The sequence below is a fragment of the Amycolatopsis sp. WAC 04182 genome (assembly GCF_003947465.1).
Lineage (GTDB): Bacteria > Actinomycetota > Actinomycetes > Mycobacteriales > Pseudonocardiaceae > Amycolatopsis.
In genome coordinates this window covers 616826-634680 of the sequence record NZ_QHJJ01000004.1, presented here as the reverse complement: position 1 = coordinate 634680, position 17855 = coordinate 616826, and the positions used below count along the sequence as shown (strand labels likewise).

At 68.2% G+C, this 17855-nt stretch carries 18 protein-coding genes; 9 read left to right on the top strand and 9 right to left on the bottom strand.

Features of this window, described 5'->3' with window-relative positions:
* Positions 1-126: 126 nt before the first annotated feature.
* From murJ to DMH01_RS23270, 7 genes are all read left to right on the top strand, one after another.
* The gene (murJ, locus tag DMH01_RS23300; RefSeq protein ID WP_125679357.1) at positions 127-2241 is read left to right on the top strand and encodes a murein biosynthesis integral membrane protein MurJ; all 2115 of its coding nucleotides are present in this window, start codon (positions 127-129) and stop codon (positions 2239-2241) included.
* A gap of 120 nt (positions 2242-2361) precedes the next feature.
* A complete protein-coding gene (locus DMH01_RS23295; RefSeq protein WP_199745623.1) occupies positions 2362-3918 on the top strand; it encodes a protein kinase family protein in 1557 nt (518 codons plus the stop codon).
* Positions 3919-3949: 31 nt separating this feature from the next.
* Positions 3950-4609 (top strand): RNA polymerase sigma factor SigM, encoded by a 660-nt coding sequence (gene sigM / locus DMH01_RS23290; RefSeq protein WP_037333997.1) that lies wholly within the window; start codon positions 3950-3952, stop codon positions 4607-4609.
* A complete protein-coding gene (locus DMH01_RS23285) occupies positions 4606-5394 on the top strand; it encodes a hypothetical protein (RefSeq protein WP_125679355.1) in 789 nt (262 codons plus the stop codon). The genes sigM and DMH01_RS23285 overlap by 4 nt, the downstream gene beginning before the upstream one ends.
* A 215-nt stretch (positions 5395-5609) precedes the next feature.
* Complete coding sequence (gene trxB, locus DMH01_RS23280; protein ID WP_034321873.1) at positions 5610-6605, top strand: thioredoxin-disulfide reductase; 996 nt, start codon at positions 5610-5612, stop codon at positions 6603-6605.
* Between the two features lie 41 nt (positions 6606-6646).
* The gene (gene trxA, locus DMH01_RS23275; protein ID WP_034321876.1) at positions 6647-6970 is read left to right on the top strand and encodes a thioredoxin; all 324 of its coding nucleotides are present in this window, start codon (positions 6647-6649) and stop codon (positions 6968-6970) included.
* A 250-nt stretch (positions 6971-7220) separates the two neighbouring features.
* On the top strand, positions 7221-8369 hold the full coding sequence (locus DMH01_RS23270; protein WP_125679354.1) for an N-acetylmuramoyl-L-alanine amidase: 1149 nt from the start codon (positions 7221-7223) through the stop codon (positions 8367-8369).
* A gap of 296 nt (positions 8370-8665) precedes the next feature.
* Here the strand turns inward: DMH01_RS23270 and DMH01_RS23265 are convergent, their stop codons facing one another.
* Positions 8666-9310 carry an N-acetyltransferase gene (locus tag DMH01_RS23265; RefSeq protein WP_125679353.1) on the bottom strand — a complete coding sequence of 215 codons (645 nt, stop codon included), beginning with the start codon at positions 9308-9310 and terminating at the stop codon, positions 8666-8668.
* A gap of 196 nt (positions 9311-9506) precedes the next feature.
* Between DMH01_RS23265 and DMH01_RS23260 the strand changes: the two genes are divergently transcribed.
* Both DMH01_RS23260 and DMH01_RS23255 read left to right on the top strand, forming a co-directional pair.
* Positions 9507-10826: a PLP-dependent aminotransferase family protein gene (locus DMH01_RS23260; protein ID WP_125679352.1), complete on the top strand. Its 1320-nt coding sequence runs from the start codon at positions 9507-9509 to the stop codon at positions 10824-10826.
* 34 nt (positions 10827-10860) lie between these two features.
* Positions 10861-11811 (top strand): D-alanine--D-alanine ligase, encoded by a 951-nt coding sequence (locus tag DMH01_RS23255; protein WP_125679351.1) that lies wholly within the window; start codon positions 10861-10863, stop codon positions 11809-11811.
* 7 nt (positions 11812-11818) lie between these two features.
* Here DMH01_RS23255 and DMH01_RS23250 read toward each other — a convergent pair whose 3' ends face one another.
* From DMH01_RS23250 to yidD, 8 genes are all read right to left on the bottom strand, one after another.
* Positions 11819-12226 (bottom strand): hypothetical protein, encoded by a 408-nt coding sequence (locus DMH01_RS23250; RefSeq protein WP_233621643.1) that lies wholly within the window; start codon positions 12224-12226, stop codon positions 11819-11821.
* Positions 12199-12867, bottom strand: a complete 669-nt coding sequence (locus DMH01_RS23245; RefSeq protein WP_125679350.1) for an HAD family phosphatase — start codon at positions 12865-12867, stop codon at positions 12199-12201. Before DMH01_RS23245 ends, DMH01_RS23250 begins: the two co-directional genes overlap by 28 nt.
* A gap of 85 nt (positions 12868-12952) precedes the next feature.
* On the bottom strand, positions 12953-13969 hold the full coding sequence (locus DMH01_RS23240) for a ParB/RepB/Spo0J family partition protein (protein WP_125679349.1): 1017 nt from the start codon (positions 13967-13969) through the stop codon (positions 12953-12955).
* Positions 13966-14895 carry a ParA family protein gene (locus tag DMH01_RS23235; protein WP_125679348.1) on the bottom strand — a complete coding sequence of 310 codons (930 nt, stop codon included), beginning with the start codon at positions 14893-14895 and terminating at the stop codon, positions 13966-13968. The genes DMH01_RS23240 and DMH01_RS23235 overlap by 4 nt, the downstream gene beginning before the upstream one ends.
* Positions 14896-14959: 64 nt before the next feature.
* The gene (rsmG, locus tag DMH01_RS23230) at positions 14960-15637 is read right to left on the bottom strand and encodes a 16S rRNA (guanine(527)-N(7))-methyltransferase RsmG (protein ID WP_125679347.1); all 678 of its coding nucleotides are present in this window, start codon (positions 15635-15637) and stop codon (positions 14960-14962) included.
* 212 nt (positions 15638-15849) lie between these two features.
* Positions 15850-16407, bottom strand: coding sequence for a R3H domain-containing nucleic acid-binding protein (locus tag DMH01_RS23225; protein ID WP_125679346.1), 558 nt, complete (start codon positions 16405-16407; stop codon positions 15850-15852).
* A gap of 30 nt (positions 16408-16437) precedes the next feature.
* Positions 16438-17541, bottom strand: a complete 1104-nt coding sequence (gene yidC / locus DMH01_RS23220) for a membrane protein insertase YidC (protein WP_125679345.1) — start codon at positions 17539-17541, stop codon at positions 16438-16440.
* A gap of 4 nt (positions 17542-17545) precedes the next feature.
* Positions 17546-17851, bottom strand: coding sequence for a membrane protein insertion efficiency factor YidD (gene yidD / locus DMH01_RS23215; protein WP_125679344.1), 306 nt, complete (start codon positions 17849-17851; stop codon positions 17546-17548).
* Positions 17852-17855 lie beyond the last annotated feature (4 nt).

The window sequence follows — 17855 nt, the reverse complement described above, 5'->3', positions numbered from 1 at the left end:
CCACCGCCCCGCCGCACCGATGGACCCCCACGCCGTCCGGAGCGTCGTCAGCCGCCCCCGCAGCAGCCCCCGCCCGAACGCGGTGAGCGTCCGCGGCGGGCCGTGCCGCCTCCTCCGCCGCCGCCGGTGGACGGACGCCGCCAGCGGGTGGCGGGCCGCCCCGACGACGAGACACGGCGGCTGAGGCCGCCGCAGACCCCGCCGCCGCCGAACCAGGCACCGCCGCGGAAGGTGCCCCCTGCCCAGGGGACGCCTTCGCCGCCGACTCGCCGTCAGCCGGTTCCGCCGCCGCAGGGCCCGCCGCTGCCGCAGCCGTCCCAGAATCCGCCACCGCGGCGTCCGGCGGCAGCACCCCCGCCTGCCCAGCCACCCCAGGCGCTTCACCAGACACCGCCTCCGCCGCATCGCGGGCGCCGTCAGCCGCCACCGGTCCGCCCGTGGCAGGTCGACCGCCGCGACGAACCCGACGCGACGCGGTTCATCCCGCGCACCCCCGGCGTCCCGATGGGCTCGCGCTGGCCGGTCGCCGACCCTGACGTCCTCCGCCCGTACGACCAGCTAGCCACGCAGGTCATGCCGGCGATCAAGGACGCGCCGCTGGTCAAACCACGGCCGGGGGACACGGGCGAGCAGGATGTCGCCGCTCCGGCGAAGGCGCCGTCGATCGCGAAGTCGAGCGGACGGATGGCGATCGCGTCGCTGATCAGCCGCATCACCGGCTTCGCGTGGAAGCTGCTGCTGGTGGCGGCCATCGGCGCCCAGGTGGAGAACGACTCGTTCAACGTCGCCAACACGATGCCGAACATCATCTTCGAGCTGCTGATGGGCGGCGTGCTGTCCAGCCTCGTGGTCCCGCTGCTCGTGCGGTCGCAGGACGACAAGGACGGCGGCGAGGCGTACACCCAGCGGCTCGTCACGGTGGCGGGCACGCTGCTCGTGGTCGGGACGACGATCGCGGTCTTCGCGGCGCCGTTGATCACCAAGCTCTACGTCGACGACAAGGGCCAGGCGAATCCCGAGCTGGTCACCGCGTTCGCGTACCTGCTGCTGCCGCAGATCTTCTTCTACGGCGTGTTCGCGCTGCTCTCCGCGGTGCTGAACGCGAAGAACATCTTCGGCCCGACGGCGTGGGCGCCGGTGATCAACAACCTCGTGGTCATCTTCACGATCCTCGTCGTGTGGATCATGCCGGGGAACATCTCCACCGATCCGGTGTCGATCACCGACCCCAAGCTGCTGACCCTGGGCATCGGCGTGACCTCGGGCATCGTGGCGCAGTCGGTCCTGCTGATCCCGCCGCTGCTGCGGTCCGGGTTCAAGTTCAAATGGCGCTGGGGCATCGACAAGCGCATGAAGGAGTTCGGCGGGCTGGCGCTGTGGACCGTCGGCTACGTCGCGGTCAGCCAGGTCGGCTACACGATCACCACCCGGGTGCTGACCAGCGGTTCGCAGGGTGGTGTGACCGCGTACAGCAACGCGTGGCTGCTCTTCCAGCTGCCGTACGGCGTGATCGGGGTGTCGCTACTGACCGCGATCATGCCGAGGATGAGCCGCGCGGCCGCCGACGGCGACCACAAGAAGCTGATCGGCGACCTCTCGTACGCGTCCCGGATCTCGACGGTGATGCTCGTGCCGATTTCCGCCGTGATGACCGTCGTGGGCGGTTCGGTCGGTATCGCCCTGTTCACCTTGGGCAAGGGCACGGTGGAGGACGCGTCGCGGATGGGCGAGGCGCTGGCCATCTCCGCGTTCGCGCTGCTGCCGTACGCGCTGGTCATGCTCCAGATGCGGGTGTTCTACTCGATGAAGGACGCGCGGACGCCGGTGCTGATCATGATCGTGATGACCGTGGTCAAGGTGCCGCTGCTGTACCTGTGCCCCGCGTTGCTGTCGCCGGACAACATCGTGCTCGGCGTGATGATGGTCAACGGCCTCACGTTCGTCGTCGGCGCGATCCTCGGTCAGGTCTGGCTGTGGGTGACCCTCGGGAATCTCCGGAGCAAGCGGGTTCTCGGGGTGATCCTCTTCACGGTCGTCGCGAGTGTGCTCGGGGTCGGCGCGGCGTGGCTCGCCGGGCAGATCGTCCCTGACTCGTTCGGGCCTACTTTCCATGCCTGGGTGAAACTTCTGCTCCAGACGGTGGTCGGGATCGTGGTGTCGTTCGGCGTGCTCATGGCCTTGAAGGTCGAGGAATTGAAGCCCGCCACGGCGAGGATCACCCGGTTGATCAAGCGCGGATAACGATTCACGTACGGATGGCGCGCGTTCACGGGTCGTATTCTGGGTACTCTCGGGGCGGGAGCTACGCGGGAGAGTGCGGTGGATACGAGACGGAGCGAACAGGCAGGGGAGGCCGGCCAGATGGGCATCCGGGCCCAAGGCGGGTCGTTGGCCCCTGGCCGGGTCGTCGGTGACGGCCGGTATCGCCTGCTCGCACAGTTCGGGGTGGACGAGCGGGCCGCCGCGCATCTTTGGCGTGCCCGCGACGGGCAGCTGAAGCGGGACGTGGCGCTGACGCTGCTGGTCGGCGACCCCGCGGACGCGGAAGCCGCCCGGCTCGCGCGCCGGACGCTGGAGCGTGCCGCGCACGCCTCGAAGTTCGGCCACGGCGGGGTCGCGCGCGTGCTCGACGTGCTGAGCCTCGGCAGCGGCGTCACCTCGAGCGAAGGTCTGCTCGGTGTCGTCGTCGCGGAATGGACCAAGGGCAGCGACCTGGTCGACCTGGTGGCGCAGCGCCCGGTGGCGCCCGCCGCGGCGGCCAGGATGGTGCAGGCGCTGGCGGAAGCCGTGGACCACGCCCACCAGAACGGCCTCGTCCTCGGCCTCGACCACCCGCAGCGTCTCCGGCTCACGCCGGACGGCGCGCTGAAGCTCGCCTTCCCGGGCCCGTTGCCCGAAGCGACCCTTCGTGACGACGTCAAGGCACTCGGTGCCGTCCTGTATCTGCTGCTGACCGGCCGTTGGGCCCTTCCCGGCGGCCCGGCCGCGATCCCGGCGGCGCCGCACGCGCCGACCGGCCGTGTCATCCCGCCGCGTTCGCTGGTCCCGACGGTGCCGGTGGAGCTGTCCTCGCTCGCCGTCCGCACCATCGAGGACGGCGGCCACGGCGGCATCCGCACCAGCGCGGCCATCCTGCGCGTGCTGGACCAGGTCGCCGAAGCCGAAGAGCGCACCCAGCTGATCAAGGCCGTTGGCGAGGAAGAGCCCGCGGCCGAATCGGACGGCACGGTCTGGACGACGAAGAAGCCGGTCAAGGACGTCGCGCGGCGCAAGAAGCTGGCGCTCGGTGTGACCGTGCTGGTCGTCGCGACCGTGGTCATCCTCGCCTGGGGCGGGATGATGCTGATCAACCTGTTCCAGGGCGAGTCGAAGTCCAGTGGCCCGAAGATCAACGTCGCCGCGTCCTCTTCGCAGGTCGCGCCGCCCTCGGGCGAGCAGCCGCCGCCCGCACAGCAGAAGCCGTCCCCCGCCGTGGGTGCCGCGGTAAAGCCGTCGGCCGTGGCCGTCTACAACCCGGGCAGCAAGGGCGACAGCCCCGGCAAGGCCAGGAACGCCACCGACGGCGACACGGTCACCTCGTGGAAGACCGACCAGTACGACGAGCAATTCCCGGTGCTCAAGGACGGCGTCGGGCTGGTCGTGACCTTCAAGGACCCGATCAACCTCACCCAGGTCAAGATCGACGCGGCGAGCCCCGGCTCGAAGGTCGAGATCCGTTCCGCCGACAAGAAGAACCCGAAGCTCGACGAGACGAAGGTCGTCGGGACCGGAGACCTCGCGGCGGGCGAATCGACCATCGCGTTGCAGCAGCCACAGCAGGGTCAGTACTTCATCCTCTGGATCACTCAGCTGGGTGAAGATGGCAAAGGAAAGTTCGTCACCGAACTCAAAGAGCTGACCTTCCTGCCTGCGGGGTGACCGAAGGCACGGGGTCAGTAGGCTCTCCCGGGTGACAGCTGCAGCTCCCACGGACGCGGATCTCATAGCGGCGCATGCCGCTGGAGACCCGCACGCGTTCAGTGAACTGGTCCAGCGACATCGAGACCGCATGTGGGCGGTAGCCCTGCGCACCTTGCGGGATCCGGAAGAAGCCGCGGACGCCCTGCAGGACGCGTTCATCTCCGCGTTCCGAGCAGCGGGCAACTTCAGAGCCGAATCGCAGGTCACGACGTGGTTGCACCGGATCGTCGTGAACGCGTGCCTCGACCGCATCCGGCGGGGCAAGGCCAGACCGACCGTTCCGCTGCCCGAGACCGGGCAGTTCAACGAGCCCGCTTCACCGCGTGACTCGATGTCGGAACGCGAGACGAGCCTGGTCGTCAAGGAAGCCCTCGACCAGCTCCCCGAAGAGCAGCGTGCCCCGATCGTGTTGGTCGACGTCGAGGGATACTCCGTCGCCGAGACGGCGAAGATGCTCGGCATCGCCGAGGGCACGGTCAAGAGCCGATGTGCCCGAGGTCGCGGAAAGCTCGCGAAGGTTCTCGGACATCTACGGAACCCCGATGCGATTGCGAACGTCCCAACTCACGAAAGCAAACGAGAGCGCGCTACCCCGCAACGGGGTGCCAGGCGTCCTCAGGGCACGCCGGGTGACGGGGAGGGACGATGACAGACGAGAGCAGGGGGATCGGTGGGACCGTCGGTCCGCCGTGGTCTGTCGATGTGCTCGCCGACCTGCACGCAGGTGTGCTGGACGAGCGGGAAGCGGCCGAGCTGTGGCCGCTGGTGAACGCCGACCCCGAAGCACTGGCGATCATCGAAGCACTCGAAGCGACCACGGCCGACCTCGCGGAACTCGCGAACGAGCCAGTCGCACCGATGCCGGCGGAGTACGCGGCGCGGATCGACGCCGCGCTGGCCGCCGAAATGCGAGTGTCGCCTGCGTTTCAAGGCGCATCTGAAAGGCCGCAGGAGCAGGTCGCCCCGGTGGTGGACCTCGCGGCCGCACGGCGGCGGCGGAACAAGCGGATCGGCTGGGGCGCCGGGATAGCGACCGTGGCGGCGGCGGCCATCGCCGCCGTGGCGATCGTCGTCCCGACCACTCGGGAGCCGGATTCGGGCGGTATCGCCCAGCCCGCGCCATCGGCTTCTTCCGGACCTTCGGTCGGCGGAGACGGCGGCGGGGCCGAAGCTCTCGTCGGCAAGGCGATCGGCGTCCGCGACTTCGGCTCGCTGAAGACCGAAGAGCGCCTCGACGCCTGCGTCGCCGCTGCCGGAATGGACGCCGACGTGCGGCCGGAGGGCATCCGGCCGGTGAACGTCGCGGGCAAGGACGGCGTGATGGTGATCTACACCACAGGCAAACTCGCCCAGTTCCGCATCGTCGCCTTCGGTGCCGACTGCGGCCCGGGCAACCCGGCGGTCCTGTTCGACAAAATCATCGGACAGAAGTAGCCGACCGAAACCTCACTGGTCCCTCGCTCCCCACCAGCCCCATTTCAGGGGGAGCGAGGGACCTTTGCTATCGCGCTAGCTTTCCTAGCGGCGCTAGAGGTCGGATCTCCGTCGCGGCGCAAGGCGAGAGAAAGTAGCGCCGGTCACCACGGGAACACCGGCCCCTACGATCGTGTTGAGCCTGGTGAACAGGTCACTACGAGCGGAGGTCACGGGTGGCTGCCGAGGAGATCAGGAACCTGATCATTGTGGGATCGGGTCCTGCGGGATACACCGCCGCTGTCTACGCGGCACGGGCGCAGCTCGAACCACTGGTATTCGAGGGCACTCAGTTCGGTGGTGCGCTGATGACGACGACGGAGGTCGAGAACTTCCCCGGCTTCCGCGAAGGCATCCAGGGTCCCGACCTCATGGAAGAGATGCGTGAGCAGGCCAAGCGTTTCGGCGCGGACCTGCGCCAGGAGGACGTCGAGTCCGTCGAGCTGACCGGTGACGTCAAGTACGTCTTCGCGAACGGCAAGCGCTACGCGGCCCGCGCGGTCGTGCTCTCGATGGGCGCCGCGGCCCGCTATCTGAACGTGCCCGGCGAGCAGGAGCTGCTCGGCCGCGGTGTTTCGGCCTGTGCCACCTGCGACGGTTTCTTCTTCCGCGATCACGACATCGTGGTCGCCGGCGGCGGCGACTCGGCGATGGAGGAGGCGACCTTCCTGACGAAGTTCGCCAAGTCCGTCACGATCGTCCACCGCCGCGAGGAGTTCCGCGCCTCCAAGATCATGCTGGAGCGCGCCCGCGAGAACGAGAAGATCAAGTGGGCGCTCAACAAGCAGATCACCGAGGTCGAGGGTGAAGGCAAGGTCGAGGGCCTGAAGCTCAAGGACACGGTGACCGGCGAGGAGTCCAAGCTGGACGTGACCGGGTTCTTCGTCGCGATCGGTCACGACCCGCGCAGCGAGCTGGTGCGCGGTCAGGTGGACCTCGACGAGGACGGCTACGTGCTCACCAAGGGCCGCACCTCGTACACGAACCTTCCCGGCGTTTTCGCCGCGGGCGACCTGGTCGACCGCACGTACCGGCAGGCGATCACCGCCGCGGGCTCGGGCTGCGCCGCGGCGATCGACGCGGAACGATGGCTGGCGGAGCACGCCGGTGTCGAGGCCGCCCAGGAGACCCCTGAGCTGGTCGGTGGCGGCTACGGCGCCACCACCAACTGACTTTTCCCACACCGGAGTTTCACCACCCAGAAGGAGACACCATGGCCAACACCGTGACGGTGACCGACAAGAGCTTCGTCGACGACGTGCTGACGAGTGAGAAGCCCGTCCTGGTCGACTTCTGGGCGACCTGGTGCGGTCCGTGCAAGATGGTCGCCCCGGTGCTCGAGGAGATCGCGGCGGAGAACGGCGAGAAGCTGACCGTCGCCAAGCTCGACATCGATGCCAATCCGAACACTGCGCGTGACTATCAGGTGATGTCGATCCCGACGCTGATCCTGTTCCAGGGCGGCAAGCCGGTGAAGCAGATCGTCGGCGCCAAGCCGAAGGCCGCGCTGCTGTCGGACCTCGCCGACGTCCTCTGATCTCGCGTTTTACCAGCCGAAACCCGGGGCCTGCCCAGGCTCCGGGTTTCGTCGTCACGGGGAATGGGTAGATCTCTCGGTTACGGCGACGCCCGGACGAGTTCCACGAACGGGGACTTGACGCACCGACCGGGCCTCCGCGCTCACCGAGAGTTCACAGGGCACAATAGAGCACCGGGGTTCGCCCCGCAGGATTTTCAGAGTCGTGCATCGAGCTCGATCGGTGCCCAAAGGGAAGAGCGAGGAGTGCATGCGGGTACTCCGCCGCGGTGACGCCGGACCGGACGTCGCCGAGATCAGGTCCACGCTGGCGGCGATGGAGCTGCTCCCGCCGGTGACCGAATCCGGGGAGTACGAGGTCTTCGACACGGCGATGGAACATGCCGTGCGGGCGTTCCAGCAGCGCCGTGGGCTCATCACCGACGGTCTGGTGGGTCCGGCGACCTACCAGGCGCTCCGTGGCGCCGGCTTCCATCTCGGCAGCCGTCCGCTGACCTACATGTTCTCCGCCCCCATGCAGGGTGACGACGTCTTCGCGCTCCAGGAGCGGCTGACCGAGCTCGGCTTCGACGCCGGCCGCCCCGACGGGCACTTCGGTCCCCAGACCGAACGCGCGCTCAAGACCTTCCAGCGCGACATGCGCCTGGTCGCCGACGGTATGTGCGGCCCGGCCACCATCCGCGAGCTGCACCGGCTCTCTTCGCCGCGCGCCCGCGGCGGCCGTCCCGTTTTCCTGCGCGAGCAGGAGCAGGTGCGGCAGGCGGGCCCCCGGCTGCGCGGCAAGCGCATCGTGATCGACCCCGGCCACGGCGGCGACGACCTCGGGGTCGTCGCGAGCGGTCTGCGTGAGGCGGACATCGCCTGGGATCTGGCTCGGCGGCTCGAAGGCCGGATGCAGGCGACGGGCATGGAGGCGCTGATCTCGCGCGGCCCGAACCAGAGCCCGAGCGAGGGTGAACGGGCGAAGTTCGCGAACGAGGCGGGCGCGGACCTGTTCCTTTCGCTGCACAACGACAAGAACCCCTCGCCCAAGGCGCAGGGGATCGCGAGCTTCCACTTCGGCACCGGCAACGGCACCACGTCGACCGTCGGTGAGCTGCTGGCGGGCTTCATCCAGCGCGAGCTGGCCGCCCGCACCGGCATGCTCGACTGCCGCACGCACTACAAGACCTGGGAGATCTTCACCCGCACACGCTGCCCGGCGGTCCGGATCGAGATCGGCTACCTGACCAACCCGGAGGACAGCCGCAAACTGGCGGACCCGGCTTTCCGCGACGTCGTCGCCGAAGGCATCCTGGTCGCCGTGAAGCGCCTGTACCTCCTCGGCGAAGGGGACCAGCCGACCGGCACGTTCACCTTCGCGGACGTCTTGGCCTACGAGCTCGCCAAAGCGGAGTAGCCAGTCCTCCACACCCGCACGCGGGCGCACATCCCTCTGCCGACGCCCTCGGCACAACCGGTTGTGTGCCCCCTCGCCCGGGCACGCCACACCTAGCTCCACCCGGCGCGCAGCCCCCGCCCTTCCCGGGGGGCGTCCCCAGGTCCAGCCTACCCATCCACAGATTTTCCACCGCTCCTATCAGCGATCTGTGGATAACTCGGCGGGTTACCCACAGCTGTCCCCAGGCCGGGGGATGGTCGCTGCGCGCGCTCGAAAACTCTGCTAAAGCGCGTCGGTGAAGGCGGCGAAGAAGGTCAGGCGCGGCCCATGCTCGGCTCGGCCGTCGTGATGGAGACCTGGCCGAGCAGCCGTTCGAGGGCCGCCTCCACGTCTTCCTTCCACGAGATCGCCGACCGCAGCTCCAGTCGCAGGCGCGGCCACCGCGGATGCGGGCGCACGGTCTTGAACCCGACGCTCTGCAGGAACGCGGCGGGCAGCACACAACTGTGCCCGCCGTCCGGATCGGTCTCGTCGGGCTTGGCGTCCCCGAAGGCCTCGATCGCGCGGACACCGCGTTTGGTGAGGTCCTTCGCGACGGCCTGCACCAGCATCCGGCCGAGCCCGCCGCCCTGGAATTCGGGAAGCACCTGGAACGCGGTCAGCAGGACCGCGTCGGGACCAGGAGGCGAGGTCGGGAAGGCCAGCGAGCGTGGCACGGCGTTCGGCGGCGCGTAGAGCACGAAACCGACGGGCAGGGTGTCGCTGTAGACGATCCGGCCGCAGGAGCCCCACTCCAGCAGCACGCTGGAGACCCAGGCTTCCTTTTCGACCTCGGTCGCGCCGTATTCCTCGGCCTGCGCCTTCATATGCGGCGCCAGCTCCCAGTACACGCAGCGGCGGCAGCTCTTGGGCAGGTGTTCGAGGTTGTCCAGGGTTACGCCCACGACGCGACGCGACACAGACAAACCTCCCTGAATGAAAAACACCCGACGCGGCCTTGTCCCGAGCAGGGCTCACCGAAGGGGTCCAGACCGAGGATAGGCCGATGTGATGAACACCGAAAGGCCAGGGCCCCTCAAGGGAGGGTGGTTACACTCGATGGAACTACCAGTCGGTAGCGACTATGTCCACTTCGAAGCACGGGTGAAGCGCCTGATGACCGAGAATCGCCCTGTCCGGCCGGAGCCCGGCCGACACAACCTCGACCCTCATCTCGACCGCTACGCCGCGCGTACGGCCGGGATGACTGCTTCCGAGATCAGGGCCTTGTTCGCGGTGGCCAGTCGCCCCGAAGTGGTGTCGCTCGCCGGCGGGATGCCGAACCTCGCCGCGCTCCCGTTGGACACGCTGTCCGCGCAGGTCGGCGAGCTCATCGCCCAGGAAGGCCTGGTCGCGCTCCAGTACGGCTCCGCGCACGGCATCCCGTCGCTGCGTGAGCAGATCTGCGAGATCATGGCCCTCGAAGGCATCAAGGCCCACCCGGACGACGTCGTCGTGACGGTCGGCTCCCAGATGGGGCTCGACATGGTCACCCGGCTGTTCTGCGATCCGGGTGACGTCATCATCGCCGAGGGCCCGTCGTACGTCGGCGCGCTCGGCTCGTTCGCCGCGTACCAGGCGGACGTCGTCCACGTCGCGATGGACGACCACGGCCTGGTCCCCGAGGGGCTCCGCGCCGCGCTCGCGGAGACGCGGAAAGCGGGCCGCCGGGTCAAGTTCCTCTACACGATCCCCAACTTCCACAACCCCGGCGGCGTCACGCTGGCCGTCGAGCGGCGCGCGGAGATCGTGGAGATCTGCCGAGAGAACGACATCCTCATCGTCGAGGACAACCCGTACGGGCTGCTCGGCTTCGGCGGGCAGACGTACCCCGCGCTCCGCTCGATCGACCCCGACAACGTCGTTTACCTGGGCTCTTTCTCGAAGACGTTCGCTTCCGGCCTGCGGGTCGGCTGGGTGCTCGCACCGCATGCCGTCCGGGAGAAACTCGTGCTCGCGGCCGAGTCCGCGACGCTTTGCCCGCCAACGCTTAACCAGTTGATCGTGTCGCGATACCTCGCGACGCACGACTGGATGGGTCAGATCAAGACCTTCCGCGAGAACTACCGGGAGCGCCGGGACGCGATCCTGTCCGCGCTCGATCAGCACATGCCCGCCGGCTGCAGCTGGACCAAACCCGACGGCGGTTTCTACGTCTGGATGACCGTCCCCGAAGGCGTGGACACGAAGGCGATGCTGCCGCGGGCCGTCACGGCCCGCGTCGCGTATGCCTCCGGAACCGGTTTCTACGCCGACGGTTTCGGCAGCAGACAGCTTCGGCTTTCCTACTGCTACCCGACGCCCGAGCGGATCCGCGAAGGCGTCCGGCGGCTCGCCGCGGTGCTCGAGTCCGAAATGGACCTTGCGCGTACCTTCGGTAACGCGAGCCCACGCTCGATCTCGGGGCCGCAGAACCCCTCTCCGGACACGGTCTGATCGACCGGACGTCCCCAAGCACAAAGGAGTCTCGGTGGTCGACCGCACCGTTGCCGTACTCGCAGGCGGACTTTCCCACGAACGCGATGTCTCTCTCCGCTCCGGACGCCGGCTCTCGGTCGCGCTGCGGGCGGAAGGCCTCATCGTCGAGGAGTGGGACACCGACGCGGGTCTGCTCGAACGTCTTCGCACCCAGCGGCCCGACGCGGCCATTGTCGCCCTTCACGGTGGTGAGGGGGAGAACGGCGCGGTGCAGACGGTGCTGGAGATGCTCGACGTGCCTTACGTGGGCACCAGTTCGCGGGGCTGCCGCCGCGCGTGGGACAAGCCGACGGCCAAGGCGCTCGTCGCCGACGCGGGTTTCACCACGCCGGACTGGGTCGTGCTGCCGCACAGCACCTTCCGCGAACTCGGCGCGCAGGCCGTGCTCGACTCGATGGTCGAAACGCTGGGCCTGCCCATGATCCTCAAGCCGGACCAGGGCGGTTCGGCGCTGGGCGCCCAGGTCGTCAAGGACGCCGCCGAAATGCCCGGCGCGATGGTCGGCTGCTTCGCTTACGGCGACACCGTCCTCGCCGAGAAGTTCGTATCGGGCGTCGAGGTGGCCGTGACGGTCATCGAAGGCGAAGAAGGGCCCGAAGCCCTGCCCGCGGTCGAGATCGTGCCGGAGAGCGGCGTGTACGACTACACCGCCCGCTACACCGCCGGGCTGACCGACTTCTTCACCCCCGCGCGGATCCCCGACGACGCCGCCAAGGCGGTCGGCGAGCTGGCCGTCGCCGTGCACCGGCAACTCGGGCTTCGCGACATCTCCCGCACCGACGCCGTGGTCGCCGAAGACGGCACGGTCTACTTTCTCGCGGTGAACCTGTCACCGGGCCTGACCGAGACGTCGATCGTCCCGGTGGCGATCGAGGCGTCCGGCGCCACCCTCGGCTCGGTCTTCGCCGGCCTCGTCGGACGGGCGATTTCCCGCAAGAGCTGAGTTTCCTTCAGTTCTGGACGACGACTACCTGGTACTCGTCTTCGTAGACGATCCGTCCCGGATTCGCCGAGCGGACGGTCTCGCACGGGATCCCGTGCGTCTCGAGGATCGCCAGGTAGCCGTCGACCCGCTCGATGAAGACCCGAGCGGTCGCCTTGAACCATGCCGCGGCTCCGGGATTGACCTCCGCGTCGTAGACGCGCGGATCGGTGTGGGCCGGGTTGATGAAGTTCGCGTCGTACCAGTCGTTGTTCGCCCTGCGGAAGGCTTCCTGCTCGACGGTCAGGCGTCCGGCCCTGGCGAGCCCGTTCACGAGACCGAAGACGCCGGTGAAGTTTCCCCGCTCATCGCGGGCCGGGCTCTGGAAGCGGACGAAGGGGAGACCGGTCACCGCCGAGGCCAGCCGCGGATCCACGCCAGCAGCTCTTCGTCGCGCAGGGAACCGATCACGACATCGGCGGGGAAGTCCTGCTGCTTCAAGGTGGGGACCCCGATGACGGTCACCCCGGCCGCTCGCGCAGACCGGAGACCGGTCATCGAGTCCTCGAACGCCAGCGCGTCGACGGGATCGACGTCGAGCAGTGCGCAAGCGGTCAGGTACATCTCCGGATCGGGCTTCGGCGCGGCCACCTCGTCGGCGGCCAGTTTCACGGGAAACATCTCCGAAAGCCCACCGCGAACGAGCGCGGCTTCGAGGAGCGCCCGGGGCGAGTTGCTCGCGACGGCGACCGGGACGGCGGCGGCGGTCAGTTCGACCAACTCACGCGCGCCGGGCATCGCCTCCGCTTTCGCGGTGACGACTTCGGTCACCAACCTCAGCAACTCGTCCGCGATCTCGGCACCGCCCTCGGGTTCACCGAAGGCCTCCGCCATCGCGTCGGCGGCCGGGAGCGACTTGCCGATCACCAACGCCTTCTCGTCCGGACCGAAGGGCAGGCCTCGCCGAGCGAACAGCTCGGTCTCGGCGACAGACCAACACGGCTCGGTGTCCATGAGCAATCCGTCGCAGTCGAAGACCACCGCGCGGGGATTTCGACCGTCGAAGAGCCCGTTCATACTTGCCCCCAGTTCAAGTACTCAGTGTTACTCCTGTGTCGACACCCAGCTATCGTCACCGTGACAAAACGAGCTGGGGTAATCCCTAATCGGTTTCGCGTGTCTGATTTGCCTGATTTTGATCCATCAGGGCCACGATGCGTTCAAGATCGTCAACGGACCCGAATTCGAGCGTGATCCGCCCTTTGCGGCGGCCCAAGTCGACCTTCACGCGAGTGTCGAACCGGTCCGAGAGCCGGTTCGCCAGTTCCTGGAGACCCGGAGCTTGGATCGGCTTGCGGGGAGCGGGCTTTGGCTTGGCCGGCTTTTCGCTCTTCTTGAGCGTGACGGCTTCCTCGGTCGCGCGGACCGACATGCCCTCCGCGACGATCCGTGCCGCCAGCTCTTCCTGACTGTCGGCGTCTTCGAGGGAGAGCAGCGCCCGCGCGTGGCCCGCCGAAAGCACCCCGGCCGCGACCCGTCGCTGGACCGCGAGGGGGAGTTTGAGCAAGCGGATCGTGTTGGTGATGACCGGCCGGCTGCGCCCGATCCGGCCGGCCAGCTCCTCGTGCGTGACCGCGAATTCGTCGAGCAGCTGCTGATACGCGGCCGCCTCTTCGAGCGGGTTGAGCTGGACGCGGTGGATGTTCTCGAGCAGCGCGTCGCGCAGCATCGCCTCGTCGGCGGTCTGGCGGACGATCGCCGGGATCGCCTCCAGCTCCGCCAGCTGGGAGGCACGCAGGCGCCGCTCGCCCATGACGAGTTCGTACTCGTCGGTGCCGAGCTCCCGGACCACGATGGGCTGCATGAGCCCGAACTCGCGGATCGAGTGCTCCAGCTCGTTGAGCGCGTCCTCGTCGAAGACCTGTCGCGGCTGCTTCGGGTTCGGCTTGATCTGGCTGACCGGCACCTCGCGGTAGACCGCGCCGGCGACCGCTCCGCCGTGCGAACCGGCCGCGCCGTTGGCCGCGAACCAGCCCTTGTCGTCCGGACCGGTGGGCTTGCTCGCGGGCGCGGACGGGACGGGAGAGCCGTTCTCGGCCGGTGCCGCCGAACCCGGCGGGGGGCCGGTGGGGATCAGGGCGGCGAGCCCGCGCCCGAGCCCCCCTCTGCGCTCGCTCATGCCGTACCGCTCCTTTCCTTCATCTCCACCCCACGTTGCGCGATCTCCTTGGCCGCGTCCACGTAGCTCATCGCGCCCCGGGAACCGGGGTCGTACGCGAGGACCGTCTGCCCGTATCCGGGGGCCTCGGAGACCTTCACGCTGCGCGGGATCACCGTCTTCAGCACAGTGTCCCCGAAGTGGTTCCGGACCTCGTTCGTCACCTGATCGGCCAGCTTCGTCCGGCCGTCGTACATGGTGAGCAGGATCGTGGAGACGCTGAGTTCGCGGTTCAGGTGCGCCTGGACGAGCTCGATGTTGCTCAGCAGCTGACCCAGACCTTCGAGCGCGTAGTACTCGCACTGGATCGGAATCAGGACCTCCTGCGCGGCGACCATCGCGTTGACGGTCAGCAGGCCGAGCGACGGCGGGCAGTCGATGAAGACGTAGTCGACGCCGATCTCGTCGAGGATCTCGGACGACAGCGCCTCCTTGAGCCGCATCTCGCGGGACGCCATGGAGACGAGTTCGATCTCGGCACCGGCGAGGTCGATGGTCGCGGGCACGCAGTAGAGGTTGGGCGACTGCTCGCTCTGGGCCGCCGCCTCGGCGAGCGACACCTCGCCGATCAGGACCTCGTAGATCGACGGCGTGCCGGATCGGTGGTCGATGTCGAGCGCGGTGCTCGCGTTGCCCTGGGGGTCGAGGTCGATCACGAGCGTCTTGAGCCCGTGGACGGCCAGGGCGGCGGCGAGGTTCACCGTGCTCGTCGTCTTGCCGACGCCGCCCTTCTGGTTGGCGACCGTCAGCACCCGCCGGCGATTCGGCCGGGGGAGCGCACCCTCCTTGGGGTGCAGCACGCTGGCGGCGCGGACGGCTTCTTCGGCGATGGGCGTCCAGCCGAGTTCCTGGCCGACGCTCGCAGGGTCGGACGGCGGGGGAGTCACCGGTCTCGAGCCTCCTCTGTATTAGACGTGGGAGTCGTTCTGCGTTGTTTCACGTGGAACCGGTCTAGCTACGCCTGCGCGATCGAGACGGTTTCGGGGGCAGACGATGGATCACGACGACCGTGCTCGGAACCTCGAGCACCTTGGTGCCGCACTCGAAGACTTCCGGCTCGCCTCCGCCGGCCTTCCGGACGGCGGCGCGATCACGTTCGATTTCCTCTCCAGCGGTCGCTCCTTTGAGGGCGACCAGAGCACCTTGGGAACGCACGAGCGGGAGGCACCAGTTCGCGAGCCGGGCCAACGGAGCGACCGCCCGGGCGGTGACGACATCCGCGCCACCGAGCTCCTCACGTACCTGCCGCTCCTCCGCGCGCCCGCGGACGACGGTGATGGGGAGTTCCAGCTTCTCGGCAACCTCGGCCAGCCAGTCGACCCGGCGGGCCATCGGTTCGAGCAGAACGATATCGAGGTCCGGTCGGCTGATGGCGAGCGGTACACCCGGAAGCCCCGCACCCGAGCCGACGTCGACCACGCGCGCGCCATCGGGGATCCGCTCGCCGATCACGGCGGAGTTGAGAACGTGACGCTCCCACAGCCGGTCGACCTCGCGGGGCCCGATTAGCCCGCGCTCGACGCCGTGCCGCTCCAAGAGTTCGACGTAGCCGACGGCTTGCTCGACGCGGTCTCCGAATACTTCAGACGCCGCGCTCCGTACCGATGCGGCGACCCCGTCCAAGCCCACTCTCGCTCCTCAACCCTCGACGCCGTTTCACGTGAAACGCGCTCCACTGATTGTCCATGACGCCGACCGCAAAGCGGGGAGACAGTCCGAAGTTGTGGACAACTCCACTCGCCATCGCGCGTTTCACGTGAAACGCCACGCGTGTAATTCACCCCGAGAACGAAGAAGCGGCCCGCCGGATGACCGGCGGGCCGCTTCGTTCGAGAAAACCGTCAGGCGGGGAAGATGACGACCCGGCGCTTCGGGTCCTCTCCTTCGCTCTCGCTCTTGACCCCGTCGACGGCGGCGACCGCGTCGTGCACGACCTTCCGCTCGAACGGGCTCATCGGCTGCAACCGGACACGCTCGCCGGAGGAGACCACCGTCTCGGCGGTCGATCGACCGAGCTCGCGAAGCTCCTCGCGACGGTCCGCGCGCCAGCCCGCGATGTCCAGCATCAGACGGCTCCGCGAACCGGTCTCCTGCTGCACCGCCAGCCGCGTCAGCTCCTGCAGCGCCTCGAGGACGGTGCCGCGGGGGCCGACGAGCTTCTCCAGGTCTTCGCCGCCGTCGATGCTGACGATCGCGCGGCCCGCTTCGACATCGAGGTCGATGTCGCCGTCGTAGTCCAAAAGGTCGAGCAACCGCTCGAGGTAGTCGCCGGCGATGTCGCCCTCCTTCACGAGGACGTCGTCGTCGACACCTCCCTTGCGAGCGGTCTCTTCAGCGGCGGCCTCAACGTCGGCCGCGCTGTTCTCCTCGGCGTCGATCGTGTCGATCGTCTCCGCCATTACTGGTCTCCTCTCCGGCCCGGATCGGCGTCAGCGACGCTTCCGGCCCGATTTCTTAGTCGAGTCCGAGATGAGACCGGGCACGTCCGCACCGTTCTCCTTCGAGCCGTTCGTCGACGACTCGGCTGTTCCGTCTGTGGTGTCCTTTTTCTCCGCGGCGGCGGAGTCGGTCTGGGCGAAGCCGTGCGGCGAGCCCGCCTTCTTGACCTGCCCACCGGAGGACTGCTTGTTCCTCTTCTGCTGGACCGGCTTCTGGCCGGGGCGCGGCGCGGTCGGCTTCTGGCCGGGCTTCGGGCCGAGGTTCGCGCGCTTCTCCTTCTCGGCTTCCTTGCGGGCCTCTTCTTCCTTGTCGATCTTCGTGTAGACGAGGCGCTGCTGCATCAGGGTCCAGCCGTTGTTGGCGAGCCAGTAGATGAGCAGACCGATCGGGAACAGCGCACCGAAGACGAGGACACCGATCGGGAAGACGTACATCGTCAGCTTGTTCATCATCGCGGTCTGCGGCGTGGCCGACTCGGGGTTCTGACGCTGGACCGAGTGGCGCGCGGTGAGGTGCGTCGCGATACTCGCGATGATCATCAGCGGGATCGCGACCGGAGCGACGCCCCAGTGGAACCCGGCGGCCGTGTTCCCGCCGCTGACCATGTCGACGCCGGTGTAGATCGCGTCGCCGAGGTTGACGCCGAACAGCTTCGCGTGGACGTAGGACTCGACGCCCGCCTGATCGAAGAAGTAGTTCTCGGTCTTCGGCCCGCCGTACGGGTTGATGGTGAACATCCGCAGGACGTGGTTCAGACCGATGAAGACCGGGATCTGAAGCAGCATCGGCAGGCAGCTGCCCAGCGGGTTGACGCCGTGCTCCTTCTGGAGCTTCTGCATCTCCATCGCCTGGCGCTGCCGGTCGTTGGAGTACTTCTTCTGGATCTTCTTCATTTCCGGCGCGAAGTCCTGCATCTTCTTCATCGACCGGACCTGGTTCACGAACGGCTTGAACATGATGCCGCGGACGGTGACCGTCAAGAAGATGATCGCGAGGACCCAGGAAATCGCGTTCGCCTCACCGAACACGAGCCCGAAGACCTTGTGCCAACACCACAAGATGAAGGACACGGGGTAGTAGATGAAGTCGAGCACTGAGCTACTCCTCGATCGGTGTTTCAGGTCGGCGGTGGCGCCACGAGAACGTCTCGGGTACCGGGTCGCGCCCGGGCATGGTCCACGGGCCACAGCGCAGCAGACGCCGGACCGCGAGATAGCTGCCGCGGCCGGCGCCGTGCCGGGTCAGTGCCTCGACGGCGTACGCGCTACAGCTCGGGTAGAACCGGCACGCCGGAGGAAAGAAGGGGGAGATCGCCTTGCGGTACAGCTTGATGGGCAGGAGCAGCACCCACGCCACCGGGCCGGGCCGGGCGTCCTCGGTGGTCTGGTTCTCGGTGGCTCGCATGCCG